Source organism: Clostridium aestuarii, from assembly GCF_026735135.1.
Classification (GTDB): Bacteria; Bacillota; Clostridia; order Clostridiales; family Clostridiaceae; genus Clostridium_H; species Clostridium_H aestuarii.
Genome location: NZ_JAPQER010000001.1, coordinates 548,455 through 565,463, shown reverse-complemented (window position 1 = coordinate 565,463; position 17,009 = coordinate 548,455). Strand labels below are relative to the sequence as shown.

At 27.6% G+C, this 17,009-nt stretch carries 15 protein-coding genes, 1 tRNA gene and 2 other annotated features (1 of these 18 running past the window's edge); of the genes, 9 read left to right on the top strand and 7 right to left on the bottom strand.

Features of this window, described 5'->3' with window-relative positions; translation table 11 throughout:
• Positions 1-14 (top strand) — a binding site (T-box leader); it begins 211 nt to the left of the window's first position.
• Between the two features lie 55 nt (positions 15-69).
• The 4 genes from tyrS to OW763_RS02380 all read left to right on the top strand — a co-directional run bounded on the left by tyrS (position 70) and on the right by OW763_RS02380 (position 4,305).
• Positions 70-1,290, top strand: coding sequence for a tyrosine--tRNA ligase (gene tyrS, locus OW763_RS02395; RefSeq protein WP_268039461.1), 1,221 nt, complete (start codon positions 70-72; stop codon positions 1,288-1,290).
• 296 nt (positions 1,291-1,586) lie between these two features.
• A complete protein-coding gene (locus OW763_RS02390; protein WP_268039460.1) occupies positions 1,587-3,308 on the top strand; it encodes a hypothetical protein in 1,722 nt (573 codons plus the stop codon).
• 28 nt (positions 3,309-3,336) lie between these two features.
• Positions 3,337-3,612, top strand: coding sequence for an EscU/YscU/HrcU family type III secretion system export apparatus switch protein (locus tag OW763_RS02385; RefSeq protein WP_268039459.1), 276 nt, complete (start codon positions 3,337-3,339; stop codon positions 3,610-3,612).
• 6 nt (positions 3,613-3,618) lie between these two features.
• The gene (locus OW763_RS02380; RefSeq protein ID WP_268039458.1) at positions 3,619-4,305 is read left to right on the top strand and encodes a metallophosphoesterase; all 687 of its coding nucleotides are present in this window, start codon (positions 3,619-3,621) and stop codon (positions 4,303-4,305) included.
• A gap of 30 nt (positions 4,306-4,335) precedes the next feature.
• Here OW763_RS02380 and OW763_RS02375 read toward each other — a convergent pair whose 3' ends face one another.
• Positions 4,336-5,193 (bottom strand): DUF2225 domain-containing protein, encoded by an 858-nt coding sequence (locus OW763_RS02375; protein WP_268039457.1) that lies wholly within the window; start codon positions 5,191-5,193, stop codon positions 4,336-4,338.
• Positions 5,194-5,516: 323 nt separating this feature from the next.
• Between OW763_RS02375 and yjbM the strand changes: the two genes are divergently transcribed.
• Positions 5,517-6,311, top strand: coding sequence for a GTP diphosphokinase (yjbM, locus tag OW763_RS02370; RefSeq protein ID WP_268039456.1), 795 nt, complete (start codon positions 5,517-5,519; stop codon positions 6,309-6,311).
• A gap of 116 nt (positions 6,312-6,427) precedes the next feature.
• On the opposite strand, the gene leuS is transcribed toward yjbM, so the two are convergent.
• Positions 6,428-8,881: a leucine--tRNA ligase gene (gene leuS, locus OW763_RS02365; protein WP_268039455.1), complete on the bottom strand. Its 2,454-nt coding sequence runs from the start codon at positions 8,879-8,881 to the stop codon at positions 6,428-6,430.
• Positions 8,882-8,961: 80 nt separating this feature from the next.
• Positions 8,962-9,157, bottom strand: a binding site (T-box leader).
• A gap of 55 nt (positions 9,158-9,212) precedes the next feature.
• Positions 9,213-9,614: a rhodanese-like domain-containing protein gene (locus OW763_RS02360; protein WP_268039454.1), complete on the bottom strand. Its 402-nt coding sequence runs from the start codon at positions 9,612-9,614 to the stop codon at positions 9,213-9,215.
• 217 nt (positions 9,615-9,831) lie between these two features.
• On the opposite strand from OW763_RS02360, the gene rpsA reads away from it, so the two are divergent.
• From rpsA to larA, 3 genes are all read left to right on the top strand, one after another.
• Positions 9,832-11,004 (top strand): 30S ribosomal protein S1, encoded by a 1,173-nt coding sequence (gene rpsA, locus OW763_RS02355; RefSeq protein ID WP_268039453.1) that lies wholly within the window; start codon positions 9,832-9,834, stop codon positions 11,002-11,004.
• 211 nt (positions 11,005-11,215) lie between these two features.
• Positions 11,216-11,929, top strand: a complete 714-nt coding sequence (locus OW763_RS02350; protein ID WP_268039452.1) for a FadR/GntR family transcriptional regulator — start codon at positions 11,216-11,218, stop codon at positions 11,927-11,929.
• A 221-nt stretch (positions 11,930-12,150) separates the two neighbouring features.
• Positions 12,151-13,428 carry a nickel-dependent lactate racemase gene (gene larA, locus OW763_RS02345; protein ID WP_268039451.1) on the top strand — a complete coding sequence of 426 codons (1,278 nt, stop codon included), beginning with the start codon at positions 12,151-12,153 and terminating at the stop codon, positions 13,426-13,428.
• A gap of 77 nt (positions 13,429-13,505) precedes the next feature.
• On the opposite strand, the gene OW763_RS02340 is transcribed toward larA, so the two are convergent.
• Both OW763_RS02340 and OW763_RS02335 read right to left on the bottom strand, forming a co-directional pair.
• Positions 13,506-13,580: transfer RNA gene (locus OW763_RS02340), tRNA-Gln, on the bottom strand.
• A gap of 60 nt (positions 13,581-13,640) precedes the next feature.
• The gene (locus tag OW763_RS02335) at positions 13,641-14,183 is read right to left on the bottom strand and encodes a class IV adenylate cyclase (RefSeq protein WP_268039450.1); all 543 of its coding nucleotides are present in this window, start codon (positions 14,181-14,183) and stop codon (positions 13,641-13,643) included.
• Positions 14,184-14,348: 165 nt separating this feature from the next.
• Here OW763_RS02335 and OW763_RS02330 point away from each other — a divergent pair, with 165 nt between their 5' ends.
• Positions 14,349-15,386 (top strand): nucleoid-associated protein, encoded by a 1,038-nt coding sequence (locus tag OW763_RS02330; protein WP_268039449.1) that lies wholly within the window; start codon positions 14,349-14,351, stop codon positions 15,384-15,386.
• Positions 15,387-15,461: 75 nt separating this feature from the next.
• Here OW763_RS02330 and fba read toward each other — a convergent pair whose 3' ends face one another.
• Together fba and OW763_RS02320 are read right to left on the bottom strand one after the other, a co-directional pair.
• The gene (gene fba, locus OW763_RS02325) at positions 15,462-16,388 is read right to left on the bottom strand and encodes a class II fructose-1,6-bisphosphate aldolase (RefSeq protein ID WP_268039448.1); all 927 of its coding nucleotides are present in this window, start codon (positions 16,386-16,388) and stop codon (positions 15,462-15,464) included.
• Between the two features lie 213 nt (positions 16,389-16,601).
• Positions 16,602-16,982: a DUF4363 family protein gene (locus OW763_RS02320; protein WP_268039447.1), complete on the bottom strand. Its 381-nt coding sequence runs from the start codon at positions 16,980-16,982 to the stop codon at positions 16,602-16,604.
• Positions 16,983-17,009: the final 27 nt, after the last annotated feature.

Sequence of the window (17,009 nt, the reverse complement as noted above, 5' to 3'; positions counted from 1 at the left end):
AATTCGTCCCATATATTCTTTAATGGATATATGGGATTTTTTTTATTAAAAGAGTAGGAGGTATTTTTAATGTCAAATGTATTTGATACTTTAATGGAGCGTGGGTACATAAAACAAACAACTCATGAAGAAGAAATAAGAGAATTATTAGGAAAAGAAAAAATCACATTTTACATAGGGTTTGATCCAACAGGAGATAGTTTGCATGTAGGACACTTTATTGCAATGATGTTTATGGCTCATATGCAAAAATTTGGTCATAGACCAATAGCATTAGTTGGTGGTGGAACAGCTATGATTGGTGATCCTAGCGGTAAAACTGATATGAGAAAAATGCTTACTAAAGAACAAATAGAGCATAATGTAGCAGGAATAAAAAAACAACTTTCAAGGTTTATTGATTTTAGTGATGATAAAGCTATATTGGTAAATAATGCAGATTGGCTTTTAAATCTTAATTATGTAGAATTTATAAGAGATATAGGAATACATTTTTCAGTAAATAGAATGCTTACAGCAGAATGTTTTAAGCAAAGATTGGAAAAAGGATTATCATTCTTAGAATTTAACTATATGTTGATGCAGGGATATGATTTTTATGAATTAAATAAAAGATATGGATGTGTAATGGAATTAGGTGGAGATGACCAATGGTCTAATATGATTGCTGGTATGGAACTTATAAGAAGAAAAGAAAGAAAATCTGCGTATGCTATGACATGTACACTATTAACTAATAGTGAAGGTAAGAAAATGGGTAAAACAGTAAATGGTGCATTGTGGCTTAATCCAGAAAAAACTTCACCATATGATTTTTATCAGTACTGGAGAAATGTAGGAGATTCAGATGTAGAAAAATGTTTGGCATTACTTACTTTCTTACCTATGGATGAAGTTAAAAGATTAGGAGCATTAAAAGATGCTCAAATTAATGAAGCCAAAAAAGTATTAGCATATGAAGTTACTAAATTAGTGCATGGAGAAGAAGAAGCTAAAAAGGCTCAACAAGCAGCAGAGGCATTATTTAGTGGTGGAGCTGATATGAGTAATGTACCAACTATAGAAATAAGTAGTGATATGATTGGTACAGCTTTACTTGATATTCTTTTAAGTGGAAAAGTAATTCCATCTAAAAAAGAAGGAAGAAGACTTGTTGAGCAAGGCGGTATTTCACTAAATGATGAAAAGGTTACTGATGTAAAGGCTATACTTACTGAAGATAATTTTAAAGATGGAAGTGCAATTATTAAAAAGGGTAAGAAAAAATATTACAAGATAGTTGTACAATAGTTTTCCAAAAGAAAATGTCTAATGTTAGGCATTTTCTTTTGTTTTCTATAAAAGTTTTATATAATATTTATATGAGAAAATTGCATAATTTCCAACTTGCATTTTGCAGTTGAAATTTTTAATTATGTAATTTAATCATATGATAATGTAAATATATAGATGTACAATTTTATCACGATAATAAAAAAGAATATATATTAATTCAAATAAAATAGTGATATGTTGATATTATTAAAAAAGAATTAAACTGATTATTAAAGTGTAGGGTATATGTATTGAAGGAGGGTATGAAATTAATGGCTGGAATTTTGAATATCAATAGTACACATAATGCAAATTCAAAAAGAATCCATAAAAAACTGTCTTTTGAATTAGGAGAAAAATTCACAGCAAGGATTACTGATTTAGATAGCCTAACAAATGAAGCAATATTAAAACTTTTAGATGGATGGCAATTTTCAGCACAAATTAAAGAACCTATTGATTTTGTGCCTCATAAATTACTAAAGTTTGAAGTAGAAGGATATGAAGATGGTAAAATTGTAATTAAAATTGTAAATGATGAAACTGAAAAAGTTTCTGAAAATTTATTAAAAACTACGTTAGAAGAACAAGGAATATATACAGATAAAGAAGATTATACTGTTTTAGAAAAAATGATAAAATGTAAAATGCCATTAACAAGAGAAAATATATCTAAGATTAAATCATTATTGGAATTTCAAAATAAAATAATAATAGATTCTAATGAAGAAGATAGCTTTATTTTAAAGTATTTAGATAATAAAGATATTGATATAAATAGCCCAAAAGGACAAAATGTTGAAAAATCATTAAAAGGTTTTTTTAGTGAATTTAAAAAATTAAGTGCTGATGAATTGTTTACTATGCTTGAAAATGATATTGAGCTAACAGAAAATAATATAAAAAGTTTTAGTAAAATTATAAAAGAACCTATGACAATATATAAAGGAATAACAGAGTTGGATAAACAAATTTTTCAAAATAAAATAGCAAATACTGAACCAAATACAATAAATAAAGCAGAACAGAGAAATGAATTTGATAATAAGATGCAGAATATTGTAAAAGAAAGTGAACAAGTTAATATTGAAAACTCTAATTTAAAAGGAAATAGTATTGTTAAAAATAATAATTATGTAAAAAACATATACAATACAAATGAGTTAAAAGAATTAAGTGGTAAAGAAATATTAAAAAAGCTTTTAGATACTGATTTTGATAATAATGAAGTTAGTAAACAACAAAATGTAGAAAATCTTGATAACATAAATGATAAAAAAATTATAAATACAAATGATACAAAAAATATAATCAAAAAAGAAAATATAGATAATGTTGAAAAAGAAGTTGCTTCAGGTAAAGAAAATATTAATAATGATGAAAAAAAGATGGAAATAAAAAAACACCTTGAAATTAATAAGACGATTAGTGAAAAACTTGACACATCATCAAAGGTAAAGGAACAATTAGATAATAAAATTAATGAGATGAAAGAGGTTATAAAGCAAGCTATTGAAGAAAATAGTAATCAAAAATCAGAAACCTTTAGTAAAGTTGCACAAGTATTACATAACAAGATAAATGATTTTAAAGTTTTTAATTCTATATCTAATGAATATTATTATATGGATGTTCCTATAAATATGAATGAACAAGAATATCCATGTAAATTAATAATTAAAGATGAAAGAAAAAGAGGAAAGAAAATAGATTCAAAAAATATTAAATTTGTAGCTTCTGTGAAAACTGTAAATATGGGAGAAGTAGATGCTTATATTAAGGTGCTGGATAAGAGCATTAATGTAGATATGAAATGTGAAAAAAAATGGATGAGAGTTTTGGAAGTAGGAAAAAATAAAATAGCTAAAATCTTAAATAATATGGGATATATAACTACAGTAGAAATAAGTGAAAAAGTAGAAGATGTTAATTTAGTAGAGTGTAGAGATTTTTTTGAGGATAGTGAATTTACTAATATAAACTATATGGTATAACCAATTATGAGGATATTGGGGGACTTTTATGAGTAATAATAAAGAACGAAGAAAAGCTGCTGCATTAAAATATGAATTAAATTATGATGCTCCTAAAGTAACGGCTGCTGGAGTAGGATATATAGCAGATAAAATTTTAGAGGAAGCTGAAAAAAATGATGTTCCTATAGTTTATAATAAAGAATTAGCAGATTTATTAACAAATGTAGATGTAGGAAGTTATGTGCCAGAAGAATTATATGAAGCAGTAGCTGAAGTAATAGCTTATATAATGGACATAGATAGCTTAGCAAATGGAAGGTGATAAAGAGTGGGACTTTTTGCAATATCAGATTTACATTTAGCATTTAATTGTGATAAACCAATGGATATATTTGGAGACAAGTGGTATAAGCACCACGAAAAAATAGAAAATAACTGGAGAAATCAAATTAGTGATGAAGATACAGTTTTGATAGCTGGAGATATATCATGGTCTATGAATATAGAAGAAGGAATGAAGGATCTTGAATGGATTGATAAACTCCCAGGAAAAAAAATTATTTGTAAAGGAAACCATGATTACTGGTGGAGTAGTATAAAAAAACTGAATAACCTTTATCAGGATATAAGCTTTATTCAGAACAATTTTTTTGCATATGAAGATTATGCTGTTTGTGGTACAAGAGGTTGGAATCCACCTAATGAGGATAGGTACTCAGAGCATGATAAAAAAATATATAATAGAGAAAAGATACGATTAAAACTTTCTTTAGATAGTGCTGTAAAAGCAGGATATAAAAAAATAATAGTGATGGTTCATTATCCACCTGTTAATGATAAATTTGAGGAATCTGATTTTACTAAAATTTTTCAAGAATATGGAGTGGAAAAAGTTATATATGGACATCTTCATGGACCTTCATTATCAAGGGTTTTTGAAGGTCATCATGAAGAAATTGAATATATAGTTACTTCTTGTGATTATATAAATTTTGACCCTATTAAAATATTATAAAAATGAGTTAGAATAAATTCTAACTCATTTTTATTTACCAAAGATTGATGAGAAAAATCCTTTTTTCTTAGTAGTCTGTTGTACAGGAATTTTTTTTGGTAAATTAGATTCTTTAATCAAATCTTTTTGATCTCTAGCTAATTCTTTAAGTCGTTTATTTATATTAGGTGTAGTTATAACTTTACTAAACCACAATAAAGCTTCTTCTTTATTGCCTATACGTCTATTTAATTCACCAATCAAGTACATATTTGTGAATTTATTCATTCCGTATATTGGGAAGTCTTCGTTAAAATAAGAATCATTAAAACCCTTTAAAGCTTGTTTTAAATAATCCTGTTCGTTTTTACTATCTCTGGTTAACCTGCACATCCATGCTAATTTCAAACAGTTCATAGCCTTTTTACTAGCCTTAGAATCCATATAATAATAATTTAATAGAGATAGTTTATATCGCTCAATAGCTGTATTGATATCATAAGGAACTTTATATTCTTTACCTTTCCATTTAGGAGTTATGTTTTCTTTTATTAAATCTACTTGGTACTTTCTTATTTTTAGAAAATCAGATTTCATAGCAGCATATCCACAACTATTACAAACCCAGACATCATAGAAATAAGGATTTATTTTTTCGTATCTTATGAAAAAATCACTATCTTTTTCTTTCATTTTATAGCTTGAAGTTTTAACTGCTTTAACCTTAAAGTTATTTTCACATACTGGACAGGTTACTTTTTTATCGTATAAATAAATTTCAATTTTTTCAGTATGGTTTTCTCTAACAGAGGTTGTGGTTGTTTGTTTTTTTTTGTTGGCGTATAGTTTTAAATTATCTATATCGTCAAATCCTAAATCATCTAATCCAGAAAAAATATCTTTGCTCACGTAATCACCTCAAATGTAATAAGTACAATTATAAATCAATTATAACAAAAAAAAGTGAGAAAAAACATTAAGTGTGTAAAAATAATCATTTATATATGTAATGTTTATGTATTATAATAATAAAATGTATAGGGTAAATATTAATATATATGGTAAAATTAAAGTGAAAATTTAATTGTTATTATTATAAACTTATATAATTTTTAGATTGAGCAGTTATATGAAAGTTTAGTTGTTTAATTAATTTTTTATAGAGAACTTGATTTTTTAGATGTTTATTTATAATATATAAAATAATATATGAAAAGTAGAGGTTAGGTTATATGGCTGTAATAGAATGGAAAAAATTTTTAATACCTTATGAACAGGCTGTAGAAGAATTAAAAGTTAAGTTTAAAAGTATTAGACGTGAATATAGAAGAAAAAGCGAATACTCCCCAATTGAATTTGTAACAGGTAGAGTTAAAGAACTATCTAGTATATTGGAAAAAGCCAATAAATTTAATATACCTGTTCATAGAATAGAATATGAATTAGAGGATATAGCAGGTATAAGAATAATGTGTCAATTTGTAGATGATATATATAAAGTTGTTAATTTAATAAGGCAAAGACAAGATATGCAGATAATGTATGAAAAAGATTATATCACAAATGTAAAGATAAGCGGATATAGAAGCTATCATATGATAATAAAATACCCTGTAAATATGGCTGATGGAGTTAAGGAAATACTTGCTGAACTTCAGATAAGAACATTAGCAATGAATTTTTGGGCTACGCTCGAACATTCTTTGAACTATAAATATAAGCATCAAATCCCCGAATATATAAAAGCTAAACTAAAATCATCAGCAGATGCTGCGTTTAAATTAGATCAAGAAGTACTTGAAATAAAAGATGAAATAATGGATGCTCAGAAATTATTTGAAGTTAAATCAAGTTTAGTATCTGATATTATGAACAATATATTTAGTTTAATGTCTTCTGGTAGAGTTCATGAAGCGACTAGTTATAGAAATCAGTTAAATAAGCTTATTTCAGAAGGAGAGGTAATAGAATTAAATAAATTATTAGAAGCTACTGAAAGAAGTCTTAAAGCTTATGGAGAAGTATAAATAAGTTGAGAGTTGATTTGATTTTTTAATAAGTTGAAATATGGAGATGACAGTTTTGTAAAAGAAATGAGGTTTTGCAATAGCAAAACCTCATTTCTTTATTAAATTGTACAAAATTATTTTGCTACTATATTTACAAGTCGACCTTTAACAACTATTACTTTTATTATGTTTTTGCCGTCTATATCTTTTTGGATAGTTTCATTTTTAAGAGCAAGTTCTTTTATTTCATCATCTGAAATATCGTTTGGTATATTTATTCTAGTTTTAATTTTTCCACAAATTTGAACGGCTATTTCAATTTCATCCTTAACTAGTGCTTTAGGATTAAATTTTGGCCAAGATGTTTTAAAAATAGAGAAATCCTTATTTAAAAGTTCCCATTGTTCTTCTGCAAAATGAGGACTAAAAGGAGCTAATAATTTTATGTAATCAACCAATACTTCTTCTAAGAATTTGACATTTTTATTTTTTTCGTCATTTAAATATTTAGATAGAGCGTTTGTAAACTCCATTATTCTTGCAATAGAAGTATTAAATTGAAATTTTTCAGTATCTTCAGTTACATGTTTTATAGCGTAATGTCTAGCATAATTTAATTCTTTTTCAGACTTTTCAAGTTCAGTTTTTGAATTATTTGAGTTATTTAATTCTGTTTTAGATTGGTCTAATAATCTTTCTATTCTATCTATGAATCTAGCTATGGATTTTATTCCATCATAGCTCCAAGCACCACCTTCAGAATACGCAAAACCAAACATTAAATACATTCTAAATACGTCAGAACCATATTGTTCTATATAATCATCTGGAGAAATTGTATTCCCTTTAGACTTACTCATTTTAAGTCCATCAGGTCCAAGAATTAAGCCTTGATGAGTAAGAGAAGTAAATGGTTCATCAAAGTTTATATAGCCCATATCTCTAAGTGCTTTAGTTATGAATCTTGCATATAAAAGGTGCATGCAAGCGTGTTCAGGACCACCTACGTATTTATCTACAGGAAGTAGAGCGTTTGCCTTAGCAGAATCAAATGCTTTTTCAGTGTTTTTATTATCAGTATATCTTAAGTAATACCATGAAGAACATACAAAAGTATCTAATGTATCTACTTCTCTAGTAGCTGTACCACCACATTTAGGACAAGTAGTGTGTAAGAAACTTTCACATTTTGAAAGTGGTGATTTACCATCTGGAGTAAATTCAACATCATAAGGAAGTTTAACTGGAAGCTGTTCTTCGGGTACAGCCACTGTTCCACATTTCTCACAATAAACTATAGGAATAGGTGCGCCCCAATACCTTTGTCTTGAAACAAGCCAATCTCTAAGTCTATAATTTATTTTCCATCTACCAAGTCCTGTTACTTCAAGTTTTTTAACTATTGCTTCTTTAGCTTCTTCAGTAGTAAGATTATCAAATTCTCCACTATTTACTAATTTACCATATTCAGTGAAAGGTAAAGAATCATCACTTCCATTCTTACTTGTAATAACTCTTTCTATTGGTAAATTAAATTTAGTTGCAAATTCAAAGTCACGCTCATCATGTGCAGGAACTGCCATTACACATCCAGTACCATATGATGCAAGCACATAATCTGCAACCCAAATAGGAATTCTTTTTTCATTTATAGGATTGATAGCGTAAGTTCCAGTAAATACTCCAGTTTTTTCTCTTGAAATTGATTGTCTTTCTATATCTGATTGTTTTTCAGCTTGTTTTTTATATTCTTCAACTGCTGATTTATATTCAGGTGATGTAATTTGATTAACTAAAGGACTTTCAGGTGCTAGAACGACATAAGTAACACCATTTAGTGTGTCAACTCTTGTAGTAAATACATCAAAATTTATATCAGAATTTTCAACTTTGAAAGTTGCTTCTGCACCTTTTGATTTTCCAATCCAATGTTTTTGCATTGATTTAGTTTTTTCAGGCCAATCTAGACCATCTAAATCTTGTAATAATTCTTCAGCATAGTCAGTTGTTTTTAAGAACCATTGAGTTAATTCTTTTCTCTCAACTTCAGAATCACATCTTTCACATTGTCCGTCTATTACTTGTTCATTTGCAAGTACTGTATTACAGCTAGGGCACCAGTTTACAGGTGCTTTTTTCCTATATGCTAATCCTTTTTCATATAATTTTAAGAATAACCATTGAGTCCATTTATAGTAATCAGGAAGACAAGTTATAACTTCATGGTCCCAATTAAACATAGCTCCCATAGCTCTTAATTGTTCTTCCATGTTTGAAATGTTTTTCATTGTAGAATCTTTAGGATGAACCCCTGTTTTTATTGCATAGTTTTCAGCAGGTAGACCGAAAGCATCAAAGCCCATTGGTTGGAATACATTATATCCCTGCATTTTTTTGAATCTTGCCCAAGAATCTGTAGGAGCATAGTTGAACCAATGCCCTGCATGAAGTTTTGCACCTGAAGGGTATGAAAACATTTCAAGTACATATAATTTTTCACCTGGAGCATTTTCATCGAAATTATGAAGTCCAGATGTTTCCCATCTTGATTGCCATTTTTTATCTACTGATGTTCCATAGTTAGCCATAGTATTTTACCTCCTACATTTTAAATGAATGTGTAATATTATTTTATTATGTATAAATAAAAAAACCTTCGTTTCTAATATATAGAGACGAAAGTTGTTCCGCGGTACCACTCTAGTTAGGCTATAAGCCTCACTTCCAAATATAACGGTTTATCCGTACCTGCTTTTAACAGATAAGCTCAAAGGCAAGTTCATATTTTATCAATACTGTCTTACAGCATCCGGCAGCTCTCTTTAATTGAATCAAATATTACTACTCCTAATCAATGCATCATAGAATTTTATTCTTTTTCGTATAATTATAGATTAAATAATAAATGCTGTCAAGATATTATCTTATAATCTCGTAGGGCCAACTATTTATGCTACCTAAAGTATATACTTGTTGATATCCTAAACTGTCTAAAATTTTAGCGGCTTGGTAAGCAGTAGCATTATCTTGACTATAAGTAATTATTATTGTTGATTTGGGGATGTTTCTTTCAATTACTGTGTTTTTAAGAATGTTAAGTGGAATATTTACACTAGTTCGTATTTTCCCTTTAGAATATTCTTTTGGAACTCGTACATCTATGACTAACATAAGAGTTGAAGTATCAATCATATCTCTTACATCTGAAGGTGAAATATCTTTATATGCTTTCGCTGTACTCGGTAATATGAAATTAAATATTAAAAGAATTAATATAATAGATGATAAGAATGTTTTTAAGTGTAATTTTTTGGTATACATAGTTAATACCTCCTTTATTCTTTTAAATAGTTTGCTCTAATAAAAAAAATATATGTAGTAAGTAAAGTTTAGTTTTATTGAGAATAATAAGATTATTATTAAGTGCTTGAAAGACATTGCAGTTTAAGATAATTAAATATTTTGTTATACTATATATAGAAATAAATTTGAATTACATTATAATTTGTAATTTGAATACCATAGGGAGATGTGAAATATGACAATTGATAAAGTTGAAGAAAATTCAATGAATGAGATGATGAGTGAAATAGAGAAATCAATGAAAACAATTCATAGCGGAGATATTGTAACAGGTGAAGTTATTTCAGTAACAGAAAGTGAAGTTTTGGTTAATATAGGATATATTACAGATGGAATTATTACAAAAAAAGAAATATCTACTGATGAAGAAATAGAGCTTAAAGAAATTCTAAAATCAGGAGATAAGATTGAAGTTTATATTATTAAATTAAATGATGGAGAAGGAAATGTAGTTTTATCTAAGAGAAAAGCAGATGAAATTAAAGTTTGGAATGATTTTGAAAAGGCATTAAAAGATGATACTACTTTTGAAGTAGAAGTGAAAGAAGTTGTAAAAGGCGGAGTTATTGTTTATGCTAAAGATATAAGAGCATTTATACCTGCGTCACATGTTTCTAGCTCTTTTGTAAAAAATTTAAATGATTTTATTGGTAAAAAATTAGTAGTGAAAATTATTGAGTTAAACAAAGCAAAGAAAAAAATTGTGTTATCTAGAAAAGAAGTTGAGAAAAAGGAAATCGAGAATAAAAGAGAAAAACTCTGGGCTAGCCTAAAAAAAGGTGAAAAAAGAATTGGTATTGTAAGAAGGCTTGCTAAATTTGGAGCTTTTGTTGATTTGGGTGGAATAGATGGACTGATTCATAATTCAAATTTATCCTGGAAAAGGGTTAATAATCCTTCAGAAATTGTATCAGAAGGTGATAAAGTAGAAGTTTATGTTTTAGATTTTGATAAAGATAATGGTAGAATTTCATTAGGATTGAAAGATATTGAGGAAAATCCTTGGAATAATGTAGTTAATAAATATAAGATTGATGATATTTTAGAAGGAAGAGTTGTAAGAATTTTAGAATTTGGAGCTTTTGTAGAAATTGAGTCAGGAGTAGAAGGGTTAGTTCATATTACACAAATTACCGATGAAAATATTATAAAACCTTCTCAAATATTAAGTATAGGGGATAAAGTAAAAGTTAAAATATTAGATATAAAAGAAGAAGAACAAAAAATTAGTTTAAGCATTAAGGAAGCTTTAAACGGGAATAGTAAAGAATACTCTAAGTATAATGACGAAGATGAAGGAAACTTTGCTTTTGCAGATTTGCTAAAGAATTTTAAAGGTGATAAATAAAAGTTTTTTAATTATACAATTTTCTAAAGTAAAAAACTTAATAAAAGCATAAGTAAAAACAAGCGTAATATTATAATGCATTTTGCGCTTGTTTTTTATAATCTGATAGAAGAATATATTAAAGTTAATTAATTATATTTTAATATAGTTAAGGGTTTAACATAGTATGATATAATGATATATATCTGTAAAAGGTATGGAGGAGTAACAAATGACGTTTAAAAACATAAAAACTACAAAAGTTAGCCAACAAGTAATTCAGCAAATTAAAGATTCTATATATGAAGGAAAATTAAAGAAAGGAGATAAATTACCTACAGTTAGTGAATTACAAAAAAAATTAGGGGTAAGTAGATCATCTATTAGAGAAGCTTTTAGTGCACTTGAATTAATAGGGATAATTGAAACACGAACTAGAGAAGGCACAGTTATTTCTAATGATGAAAGTTCTACGAAATTTTTAGAACCATTATCTTTAATTTTGGCTTTAGAGGAAAATGTGGTGGAAGAATTATTAGAGCTTAGAATGGTTTTAGAGTGTGATTGTATTAGATTAGCTGTGGATAAGATAACTGATGAAGAACTAGGAGAAATGAAGAGATATATTCAAATATTAGAACAGAGTAAGGGAAATGAGAAAATTAGTGTAGAAGCAGATATGATGTTTCATTACACAATTGCTAAAGCAAGTAGAAATAGTGTGCTTTATCAAGTTTTAATATCTATTTCTGAAGTTATGAATCTTCATATAAAAAATACACGTACAAAATTAGCTTCAGATTCTAAAACTATGCTTAAATTTGTAGATCAGCATTTACAAATTTATAATGCAATGAAGGAGAGAGATTGCAGAAAGGCAATAGAGGCATTAGAAGAACATTTAAATTATTTAAATGAGTTAATTTATAGAAATAATAAAAAATAAAATAATTAATAATATGTAAAAAACATATACTGTGAAAATATTTTTTCACAGTATGTGTGTTTTTTTTATATTCATATGTTAAAAAGATAACATTATAATATAACATATTTTTATTGAAAAAGCTACATAAAGATGATATATTATACACACATACACACAATACGTTAATCTGATGGTCATACCAGTAAAGAATAACAATTTAGTACGAGGGAGGAATTTTAATGTTAAATTATAATTTACCATATGGACACAAACAAATTAAAGTAAATATTCCTAAAAATAGAATAGCTGGGGAATTAGTATCTAAAGCCCATACCTTTAAGCCAAAAGAAACAGAAGTTGAAATTGTTGAAAAGGCACTAGCAAATCCAATTGGAAGTAAGCTTTTAAGTGAACTAGCTGTAGGAAGAGAAAACGTTGTCATTATTTCCAGTGATCACACAAGACCAGTTCCAAGTCATGTAACAATGCCAATTTTATTAAAAGAAATAAGAAAAGGTAATCCTAATGCTAAAATTTCTATTTTAGTAGCTACAGGAATGCACAGACACACGACTAAACAAGAACTTATTGATAAATATGGCAAAAAGATTGTAGATAATGAAAATTTTATTATACATGATAGCCAAGATGATTCACAGTTAGTTAAGGTTGGTATACTACCATCAGGAGGGGAACTTGTTATAAATAAGTATGCAGTTGATGCTGATTTATTGATAGCAGAAGGATTTATTGAACCTCATTTTTTTGCTGGTTTCTCTGGAGGACGTAAGTCTGTTTTGCCAGGAATTGCAAGTAAGGCAACTATACTAGCAAATCATTGTTCAGAGTTTATTGGAAGTAATCATGCACGAACAGGTAAATTAGAAGGTAATCCACTTCATAGGGACATGCTATATGCTTCAGAAAAGGTCAATTTAGCATTTATCCTAAATGTTGTTATAGATTGTGATAAAAAAGTTATTGCAGCTTTTTCAGGAGAACGTGAACAAGCTCATTATGAGGGATGTGAGTTTGTAAAAGAATTGTCAGGAATTCATGCTGTAAAAGCAGATATAGCTATTACAACAAATGGTGGATATCCATTAGATCAGAATATGTATCAATCAGTAAAAGGAATGACAGCAGCAGAAGCTACATTAGGAGAAAAAGGTGTTATAATAATGGTATCTGAATGTAGTGATGGTCATGGGGGAGAAGAATTTTACCGAACTTTTAAAAATGCTGAATCAGTAAAAGAAATAATGAATAAAATAGTAGCTAGGGATAGGCATGAAACTATACCAGATCAATGGGAATCACAAGTGCTTTCTAGAATATTATTAAAATATCCTGTTATTATGGTAACAAGTGCTTCAAGAAAAATAGTTGAAGATATGCATATGCGCTGGGCATCTAGTGTAGAATCAGCTTTACAAATGGCTGATGAATTGTTAGGAAGAAAAGATGGAAAGATTGCTGTTATCCCAGATGGCGTTTCGATAGTGGTTAGAAAATAATAAGAAAAAATTAGATAGTTATATAAATGATTTTAAGATAAAATAAAAAACGATACTTATTGAGTATCGTTTTTTATTGGCTGCCCAAGCAGGATTTGAACCTGCGAATCCCTGAGTCAGAGTCAAGTGCCTTGCCGCTTGGCGATTGGGCATTATCACTATTACTAGAAATAATTATAACATTTTAACAAGAAAAGTCAAGGAAATCATAATTATCTTATGTTTTTTCTTTCATTTATTATTTCATAAATGGTTTTAGAAGTAGTATTTTCTAAAGTGTATCCTAAAAGTGTAACAACTTCTTTTAGTTCATCTTCATTTGAAGTTTCAATTTCAATATAAGGGAAGGGACAAAATGTTTTCTCATTTATATCAATTTCTATTAAAGTGTTTTTATATTTATAGCTTTCCCTATATTTTTTTATAGATTCAACAAGTTTAAGACCAAGAGCTTGAAAAATATTTTCACCTTCAATAGAATTGCTAATTTGAATTTCGTGTTCTTCCATGATTTTATATTTTTCTTGACTTAAAAGTTTTTTTGTGGTCATATAACAATATGTACAATTTTTTAATTTATCATCTACAATTCTTATTCTTGCATAACCTTTATTATTTAAAAGCCTTCTATCTGAAAAATCATATATATTATTAACTTGATCTTGTTGTTTTACTTTTACTGCATTTATTTTTAATAGCTTTTTTCTTATATCATCAATATCAATATCAATTATTCTAGTTTCTATTTCTTTCATCGTAATCACCCTACTACATTATAACATAAGAATATTGCCACGCACTTTTATTTTGTTGTGTTATAATAGAATATGAATTTTAAATGCGCATCTATATGTAATTAAGAGAGATGTGTTTTTTTATTTTTAGAATGAAATATAGTGTATAGCAAGGGTGGTAATATAATGGAATATATAAATGAAATTACAATTAATGAAGCAGTAGTTCATATTCTAGATAATAATTCAGATGAGCCTGTTTTAAATGAATATAAATTGGAGCTGAATGAAGAAATATATACTTTTTTAGATAAGCATATACAAAAGTGTTTAAAGGATGAAGAACTTAAATATGCTGTGTTTAATAAAGAAAGAAATGTTATTAAGGATATTTCGCAAGAATTTTTGTATGGAGAAATTAATTTGATTGAAGTATCTAAAGAACTTGCAAGACAAATGTTTTTACTTATGAGATCTAAGGGAAGCATATCTTCTTGTGACCTTTTAGTAATATCTATATCTACAGAATATGGTCCTTTACTTGGAATTATGAAAATGGATTATATAAAAAATTATGTTCATACGGTAGAGTTTATAGAGAATAAAATAGGTATAAATATTATACCTCAATACACAGGACTTCCAGGAAGTGGTCAAAGATTACAAAAATGTGCGTTTATAAAACCAATTAAGGAAGAGAATAATTTTGATATTATGGTGATAGACAAACAAACTAAGAATAAAAATAGTGAAGAATATGGTTCAAATTATTTTATAAGTAATTATTTAGGTTGTACTGTTATTGATAATGAAAGAGATATGACTAAAAGCTTTGTTAAAGCAGCGGAAAAATGGACTAGAAATAACTTAAAAGAGAATGCTGAGGCACAAGAAGCAGTTAGAAGGACTATAAAGAAAAAATTAAGAGAAGAAGATGAAGTTGATGTAAATGAAGTTGCACATGAATTATTTGAAGAAGAAGGTGATAAAAAGCAGGACTTTGTTCAATTTGTTAAAGAACAAGGGGGAGTGGAAAAAGTAGCTATTGATAAACAATGGATTGATAAAAAGTTTAAAAGAATAAGACTTAAGGTAGATAAAGATATTGATTTATATATAAATGAGGAAGCATATAATGATAATAGTAGATTTGAAATTATTAGAAATGGTGATGGAACAATAAATATGACTATAAAGCATGTTTCTAATTATATAGAAAAATAAAATTATGCATATAAAAAATAAAAGGGTGTATTAAGTAATAAAATTTTACACACCTTTTATTTTATACATTTTATATTATAGAGTATTTTTAGATCCTAATACATTTTCTATTTTATCCTCTACAACTTTTTGTATTAAATCTCTTCCAGAACCACAATATTTTCTTGGATCAAATACATCAGCTTTTTCTCCAAGTACTTTTCTTATTCCAGCAGTCATAGCAAGTCTTAAATCAGTGTCCATATTCACTTTACAAACAGCCATTGAAGCAGCTTTTCTTAACATGTCAGTAGGAACACCTTTAGCTTTTGAAGGTATTTTACCACCGAATTCATTGCAAGTTGCTACTAACTCAGGGTTAACAGCTGAAGCACCGTGAAGAACTATTGGGAAGTTAGGTAATTTTTCTTGGATTTCTTCTAAAATATCGAATCTTAATTTAGCTTCTCCTTCAAATTTAAAAGCACCATGACTTGTTCCAATAGCTATAGCTAATGAATCAACACCAGTTCTATTAACAAAATCAACAGCTTGCTCTGGATCAGTATAAACATGAACATCACTACTCACTTCATCTTCAACACCAGCAAGTACTCCAAGCTCAGCTTCTACAACTACTCCATGAGCATGAGCATAGTCAACAACCTCTTTAGTTTTAGCTACGTTTTCTTCATAATCAAAGTGAGAACCATCAAACATAACTGAAGTAAAACCAGTTTCTATGCATAATTTAACTGTTTCTAAATCTGGACCATGGTCTAAATGTAAAGCAAGATCGATACCAGTATCAGCAATTGCAGCATCTACCATTGCTTTCAAATATTTAGGACCAGCATAAGTTAATGCTCCCTTAGAAACTTGAACAATAACAGGTGTTTTTTTTGCTTTAGCTGCATTCACAACACCTTGTAATATTTCCATGTTGTTAATATTGAATGCACCAATTGCATATTTACCTTCATAAGCTTTTTTAAACATTTCCTTAGTATTTACCAATGCCATAAAAATTCCACCTTCCAATATGATAATATTAATCGGGACTTAAAATGTCCACAATCATAAAATTCATGTCCCTATACATTATACCTTAATATCAATAAATTTACCATAACAAACTAAGATATATATAATATGTGAACAATCAAATATGATACTATTATAATATATTTATACTTATAATTATATTATATTTTCCATAAATTTCAATAAAATTTATTAAAAAATGTTTTTTATAGTTATTTTTTCGAAATCTGTTATACTATTTAATGAAAATTTTATATTATGTATTATTGCTAAAGAATGATTTTCATTTTTAAATTTAATATATTGTGTTAATTTTAATAATTCACTATTTATATCATCTAAATATTCGTGGCTTACAAAAACAGAAATTATTTGAGAATCACTTTCCCAGTTTTTTAAGAATTCAGTGCTTATTTTATATGATTCATCCCAAAGCTGATTATTTATATTACGTTCTAAAGTATTAGATATATTTTCATAATAAATACATCTATTATTAACAAAATTTATAGAAAAAATAATAAAAATATTTAAAATAAAAAAAATAACTAAAGAAATTATTGTGTTTTTCATTTAATCTACTGCTCCTTATAGAAGTAT